Annotated in this window: 6 protein-coding genes; 3 read left to right on the top strand and 3 right to left on the bottom strand. The window is 48.8% G+C overall.

The features are described from left to right. The 3 genes from ACESLU_RS10110 to eda form a co-directional block, all read left to right on the top strand. Positions 1-522: LacI family DNA-binding transcriptional regulator (locus ACESLU_RS10110; protein WP_372638534.1), on the top strand; the 522-nt coding region annotated here is incomplete at its 5' end. A gap of 378 nt (positions 523-900) precedes the next feature. After that, on the top strand, positions 901-2,706 hold the full coding sequence (locus ACESLU_RS10105; RefSeq protein WP_372638533.1) for a glycoside hydrolase family 2 protein: 1,806 nt from the start codon (positions 901-903) through the stop codon (positions 2,704-2,706). 231 nt (positions 2,707-2,937) lie between these two features. Further along, a complete protein-coding gene (gene eda, locus ACESLU_RS10100) occupies positions 2,938-3,567 on the top strand; it encodes a bifunctional 4-hydroxy-2-oxoglutarate aldolase/2-dehydro-3-deoxy-phosphogluconate aldolase (RefSeq protein WP_372638532.1) in 630 nt (209 codons plus the stop codon). 124 nt (positions 3,568-3,691) lie between these two features. Here the strand turns inward: eda and ACESLU_RS10095 are convergent, their stop codons facing one another. From ACESLU_RS10095 to ACESLU_RS10085, 3 genes are all read right to left on the bottom strand, one after another. Next, entirely contained in the window at positions 3,692-5,062 is a 1,371-nt protein-coding gene (locus tag ACESLU_RS10095) for a GntP family permease (RefSeq protein WP_372638531.1), read from the bottom strand. A 16-nt stretch (positions 5,063-5,078) separates the two neighbouring features. Beyond that, positions 5,079-6,086, bottom strand: a complete 1,008-nt coding sequence (locus ACESLU_RS10090) for a 2-dehydro-3-deoxygalactonokinase (RefSeq protein WP_372638530.1) — start codon at positions 6,084-6,086, stop codon at positions 5,079-5,081. After that, positions 6,080-6,336, bottom strand: a 257-nt coding sequence (locus ACESLU_RS10085; RefSeq protein WP_372638529.1) for an enolase C-terminal domain-like protein, incomplete at its 5' end; no start/stop codon positions are given. The genes ACESLU_RS10085 and ACESLU_RS10090, both read right to left, overlap by 7 nt.

The raw sequence follows: 6,336 nt of genomic DNA, 5'->3' as shown, positions 1-6,336 counted from the left end.
ACCCTAATTACTGAGCACCTTATTACTACACATAATGTTTCTAAAATTGCATATCTCAGCGGTCCCCAGGAAGTATCGGTCGGACGCAAGCGGTACCGGGGATTTATGGATGCCCTGGAAAAACATACCATCCCCGTGAATGACGACTGGATTATTGAAGCGGGGTTTCAGGAGAAGTCCGGCTACAACGCCATGAATAAATTGCTTACCCTTCCCCCCGAAAAACGTCCCGATGCCGTAGTGACGGTCAATGATCCCTGCGCCATAGGGGCGATCCAGGCCATGGGCGAGGCCGGCTTATCCATACCGGACGATTTTGCCATTGTTGGATTTACCGATGACGTCCGCGCAGAGCTGCTCAAGGTACCGCTTACCACCGTTCATCAACCCGCCTATGAAGTGGGAAAGAGGGCCGCTCAAAAATTGATCCGGACCATCGAAAATGAAGAGGAGCCCGCCGAGAATATCGAGGTGCTCACGACGCTGAAGATACGGGAGTCGTGCGGGTGTGGAAAAAAGTGATGCGTTAGCACCGCAGTTTTTAATGCATTATTTGGCAATGGTGAGAAGAAGTTCCTATTGTAAGCCACCTTTTCTGCAATTTAAAATGAAAAAAAATTCCATAATTTTTTATTTGTAAATAAAATGACTTGACAATAGTATAAATTGATCATCATCTTTTTATCGATGAAGATGGAACCCGGTACCAGTACTTTGTCAATTTTAAGGAGGGACTGGAAATTTGGGGAGCCGAACTGGAGGACGTTTTTCATCAATAAAGCGAAATTCGAACAACCGGAAGGAGCAGGACAGCTGCAACTTAATATTTTGCCGCCTCACATAGAACCGAAACAGATCATAACTACAAAATCAGACTAACCTTAAGTAAATAGGCATCCCATGTTTAAACGTACGATTATCCTATTCTTTATCCTTGTATTAAGTATATCGCTCCCTTTTACCGTGTATGGTCAACAAAACGACTGGGAACCTGCTGAAGCGTCACTAATGTCTGAGTGGGCGGAAGAAGTGGGACCCGAAAATGCGCTGCCCGAGTATCCGCGACCCATGATGGAACGTGAGCACTGGCAGAACCTGAATGGGCTGTGGGAGTTTAAAATAACAGCCAAAGACAATGATTTTGGTGATTATGAGCAGCAGATCCTGGTCCCGTACCCGGTGGAGTCAGCCTTGTCAGGAATCGGTGAGATCGTAGGGGCCGACAACCGCGTGTGGTACAAGCGAAGCTTTCAGGTAGATAATCCCCATGAAGGGGGACGGGTTTTACTGCATTTCGGAGCCAGTGACTGGGAAACACATGTACGCGTGAATGGAGAATACGTCGGCACTCACCAGGGGGGGTACGATCCCTTTACGTTTGATATTACGGATCAGCTCGCAAAGGGTGAGCAGGAAATTGAAGTTACCGTCTGGGACCCGACGGATATTGGCTACCAGCCCGTGGGTAAGCAGACGCACGATCCGCGAAGCATCTGGTATACGGCGGTCACGGGAATCTGGCAAACCGTTTGGCTGGAATACGTTCCGGAATCCTATATTAAGGATCTGAAAATTACACCGGATGTGGATAACAGCCGGGTAAAAGTGGAAATCAGCGGCAAATATCTTTCCGATGGACACCAGGCCAGGGTGAAGGTATTGAAAGAAGGAGAAGTGGGTGGTGAGTCGGAAGGATTGCACAAACAGGACTTTCTTATTGAGCTGGATAATCCCGAGCTGTGGTCACCCGACAATCCTTTTTTGTATGATCTGAATGTGGAGCTACTCGATGAAAATGGTCAGGTAATCGACGAAGTATCCAGCTATTTTGGCATGCGCAAGATAGAAATTGCCAAAGCCGAAGATGGATATACGCGGTTGTTCCTGAATAATGAACCGCTTTTTCAGATGGGGCCGCTGGATCAGGGATGGTGGCCCGACGGACTCTATGCGGCACCCACAGACGAGGCCCTTAAATACGATATTGAAGTCACTAGGGATCTGGGCTACAATATGCTCCGCAAGCATGTGAAAGTAGAACCGCAGCGTTTCTACTACTGGGCCGACAAACTGGGTATTTTAGTCTGGCAGGATATGCCCAGCGGGGATATGCGCCCGGGACAAATTCCGGGGCGGACCGAAGAGTCGGCCCGTCAATTTAAGCAGGAGTATAAGCAGATGATTGATGCGTTCTATAATCATCCCTCCATCGTTATGTGGGTTCCGTTTAACGAAGGATGGGGACAATTCCAGACGGAGAAAATAGTCGAATGGACACAAAATTATGATCCGACACGGTTGGTTAATAACGCCAGCGGATGGACCGACCGTGGGGTAGGGGATGTCATTGACATGCATGAGTATCCGGGTCCGGATATGCCGGAGACGGAAGACAACCGTGCCGCGGTATTAGGTGAGTATGGGGGACAAGCACTGGTGGTCGAGGATCATCTCTGGCTGCAGGACTTCAGCCGTGCACCCAGTCATTACGAGACGTCTCAGTCGGAGACCAAACTGCATGAAACATACGACCAGATGATTGAGGAGCTGATGGAACTCAAAGACAATGGACTGGCAGCTGCTGTTTATACCCAGACAACCGATGTTGAGACGGAAGTTAACGGCCTGATGACCTACGACCGCGAAGTGGTTAAGTTTGATTTTGAGCATCTCCGGGAAATTCATGAAGCATTGATTGAGAACTGAATCATTCAAAATCGGGAAAAGGGAATTATGGAAAGACGCCACTTTATTAAGCTAAAGTGTTATAAGTCGAAAGTGAAGTAATTTATCAAAAACAGAATGTATGCATTATTCAAAATTATGGGTGCCTTTTGCCATACTGTTCATTTTAAACGGGTGCAGCGCTGCAGCTCAAACCAGTAATAAGCATCGTTTCACTGCCGAGTAGTCATAATCTCTTATTACGAATAATCGATGTTTCAGGAAATAATTAAAAACAAACTTTTGCCTGCCGTAACATTGACGGATGCTCACTCAGCACTTTCGGTAGCAGAGGCTTTACTGGAGGGCGGAATAAATGTGATGGAAGTCACCTTTCGAACTTCTGCGACGGCCGAAGCGGTCCGTGCAATAGCCAGGGAACTGCCGGAGATGCAGATCGGTGCCGGGACCATTCTGTCGGGTGACCAGCTGTCTGCGGCTCGGGAGGCGGGAGCCCAGTTTGGCTTATCCCCGGGATTTAATAAGAGGGTGGTTGAGAAAGCGCAAGAGTTTGAGTTCCCCTTTATCCCCGGGGTATCGACCCCTTCGGAGATAGAATTAGCCTTGTCGTATGGTCATAAGCTGTTGAAGCTATTCCCTGTGTCGGATTTGGGGGGTATACCGTATATCCGGAGCCTCGAAGGACCTTACCGGCATACCGGGGTCCGGTTTCTGGTCATGGGGGGAGTGGATTCGTCGAACCTGAGATCTTATCTGAAGAGCGAGATGGTAGCCGCAGCCGGTGGCTCGTGGCTTACCCCCTCCGATTTGATTCGGGAAAATAAGTTTGATCAGATGTCAAAAATCGTTCGGGAATCCGTAACGTTAGCTGATCAGATTTAGCCGACATTTGTGATGGGACTGCGGCCGTTAACGGTTAGTGGGGCATGGTTTTTTTGGCATAGGATTGTAGAGGATACACAAAACAGCCACAGTACTGCGCATACGTAAACGTAACGCTCCTGCATTAAATCACGGTATAATAGAGCAACAGGGCCATTGCAAAACCGGTGACGGAGATGATGGTTTCCATGGCCGTCCACGACTGAAGGGTCTGTTTCTCGGTTAACCCGAGGTATTTGTTAACCAGCCAGAACCCGCTGTCATTGACATGAGATAAGATTGTTGAACCCGCGGCAATGGCGATAACAATCAGTGCTTTTTCCGGTGATGTCATGCCAAATTCACTCACGACAGGAGCGACCATGCCCGCAGAGGTAATCATCGCGACGGTGGCCGAGCCCTGGGTGATACGGATAATGGCGGCCAGCAGGTACGCCAACACAATGGGGGCCACCTGGTAGGCCAGGATGGTTTGGGCTAAGGCTTCTCCCACACCACTGTCAATGAGAATTTCCTTGAATACGCCTCCCGCTCCGGTTACTAATATAATGAGTCCCGCGGGCGCCAGCGCTTTATCAGAGAACTTTAGCACTTCCGTGCCGGAAAAACCTTTTTGGTAACCGAGAAAATAGGCTGCCACGAGTGTGGCGATAATCAGCGCAATGAACGGGTGGCCCACAAACTGGATGAAGTTCACCCAGAACGCTCCTTCTGCGACCGTCTGGTTGGATTGCAGAACATCAAAAATAGTCGAGTTGACTATTAAGAACAGGGGCAGTAATATGACAACAAGAATAATGTAAAAATCCCATTTGTCCTCCAGGGAAGACTCATCGGTTTTACTTGTCTCACTAAAATCGGGGGGAGCAACATCAATCCTGTTACCAATATACTTTCCGAAAATGGGTCCCGCCAGGATCGCTGCCGGGACTCCGGCGGCAAAGCCGAATATAATGACCCATCCCAGTGATACGTCCATAATTTCTGCTACGGCAGTGGGACCGGGAGTCGGCGGGATGAAAGCATGGGTGACGCCCAGTCCGGCAAGAAGCGGTATGGCGTAAAAAAGGGTGGATTTATTGGATTTTCTTGCCAGCGCATAGACGATGGGAACAAGGATAATAAATCCGACATCCAGGAAAACGGGAATGGATATGATAAAGCCGGTGATTGTCAATCCCCAGGAAGTGCGTTCGGTACCAAATATTTGTACGATATTACGGGCCAGAGCTTCGGCACCGCCGGATATTTCGAGGAGCTTTCCGATGATGGACCCCAATCCCACAATGATGGCGATAAACCCTAAAATGCCGCCCATCCCTTCCTGTATGCTGTCCAGCACTTCCTGAAAACCCATCCCGGCACCTAATCCGACAAAAGCACTCACAATAAGGAGTGAAATAAAAGCGTGAATCTTGAGTCTCATCACGAGAAAGAGCAGTACGACAATAGCGATAAGCGTGATGAGCAATAAATATAGAGGTTCCCCCGTCATAATAGTCCGCGTTTAGTTAGTTAGTGATATTAATTAGTCTTAAAACAGTGCGCTGACCCAGCGATGTTACATCCTCTTCCGCCTTGATAACAGGGCGGATAACGTCCAATCCCAATGCATCCAATGCGGCCGCGTAATAACGCTGCAACTGATGACTGCCCCAGAGTATGACGGGATTTCGTTCAGCCCGCTTTATCTCTTTCAGTTCGGTCCCGATTAACAATCCGCTCAAAAAACCATAGTTATTGCCTTTATCCGAAGTATCCCCGATGAGCTCACGTGCACGGATACCAAATAATGAATGCAGTAAATTTTCTCTTTGAGCTTCCTCAACCCCTTTTATAAAATCCCGTCCGGGATCATCAGTACTGTTCCTATCCGCTGCAACGGAATGGGTCAGTATGCTTTGAGAGGACAAAACATCAAAAAGCTCCCCGGTCATATACGTTTTGAACGCGATAACCGTACGTTCTTCCACCACCACGTGTTTACTGTGAGTCCCTGCCAGGAGGAATAATCCATCCGTGACATTCAGTGTTGAATGCAGGCCCAGAAGTTCCGTTTCCTCGCCCCGCATGACATCATCGGATGAATGAAGTCCGGATACAAGGTATAAATCATAGGGAAACCGGTCCGTCGCTTCAACCATCTCGGTATTCAGTTCGGGATTGTCCAGCTCAAAGGGCAGGGGGGCGTAGGCGAGCTCTTTGATGCCGATACTTGAAGAGGCCATTCCGGACAGGATAATGGGCGGATGATCGAGATCAACGGGTGATATACTTTCCAGTTCTTCAATTTTTTGCATCAGAAAAGATTCATAAAAATCAATCCGGCTCAAAGAACCACCGTATGCTGTCCACCGCTTGTATGTTATTTTAATACCTGTATCATTTTCAATGGCGGCGACGACTCTTCCGGTGTCCGATGTCACGAGCCTGAGACGAAAGGAGGAGGTACCCCAGTCGCAGCTCAGGAAAAAGGGGGTGGTATGTACGGTTTTGTCATCCAGGGCAGCAGCTACCATTCGGTTATGGATCCATCTTCGTTTCGCCAGATCGGGTTATGCCAGTCGTGTCCCTCCCGGGCCGCCCTTTTCACTTTATCCTCGTCAATCTCCACACCCAGCCCCGGCCGGTCATTGCGCTCGATAGAACCATCCTTGACGGCAAAAACTTCCGGGTTAGCCATATAGTCCAGTAAATCCATGTTGTCATCGTGGTAGTGAATCCCCAAACTCGTTTCCTGGATAAGCGCGTTCGGTGTACTAAAATCTA

Origin of the sequence: Fodinibius sp. (genome assembly GCF_041642155.1) — a bacterium.
GTDB lineage: Bacteria > Bacteroidota > Rhodothermia > Balneolales > Balneolaceae > Fodinibius.
This window is presented reverse-complemented; position numbering and strand designations above follow the sequence as displayed.

Coding starts and splice junctions, on each gene's coding strand:
- ACESLU_RS10105 (WP_372638533.1), top strand. CDS start 901: ATGTTTAAACGTACGATTATCCTATTCTTTATCCTTGTATTAAGTATA.
- ACESLU_RS10095 (WP_372638531.1), bottom strand. CDS start 5,062: ATGACGGGGGAACCTCTATATTTATTGCTCATCACGCTTATCGCTATT.
- ACESLU_RS10090 (WP_372638530.1), bottom strand. CDS start 6,086: ATGGTAGCTGCTGCCCTGGATGACAAAACCGTACATACCACCCCCTTT.
- eda (WP_372638532.1), top strand. CDS start 2,938: ATGTTTCAGGAAATAATTAAAAACAAACTTTTGCCTGCCGTAACATTG.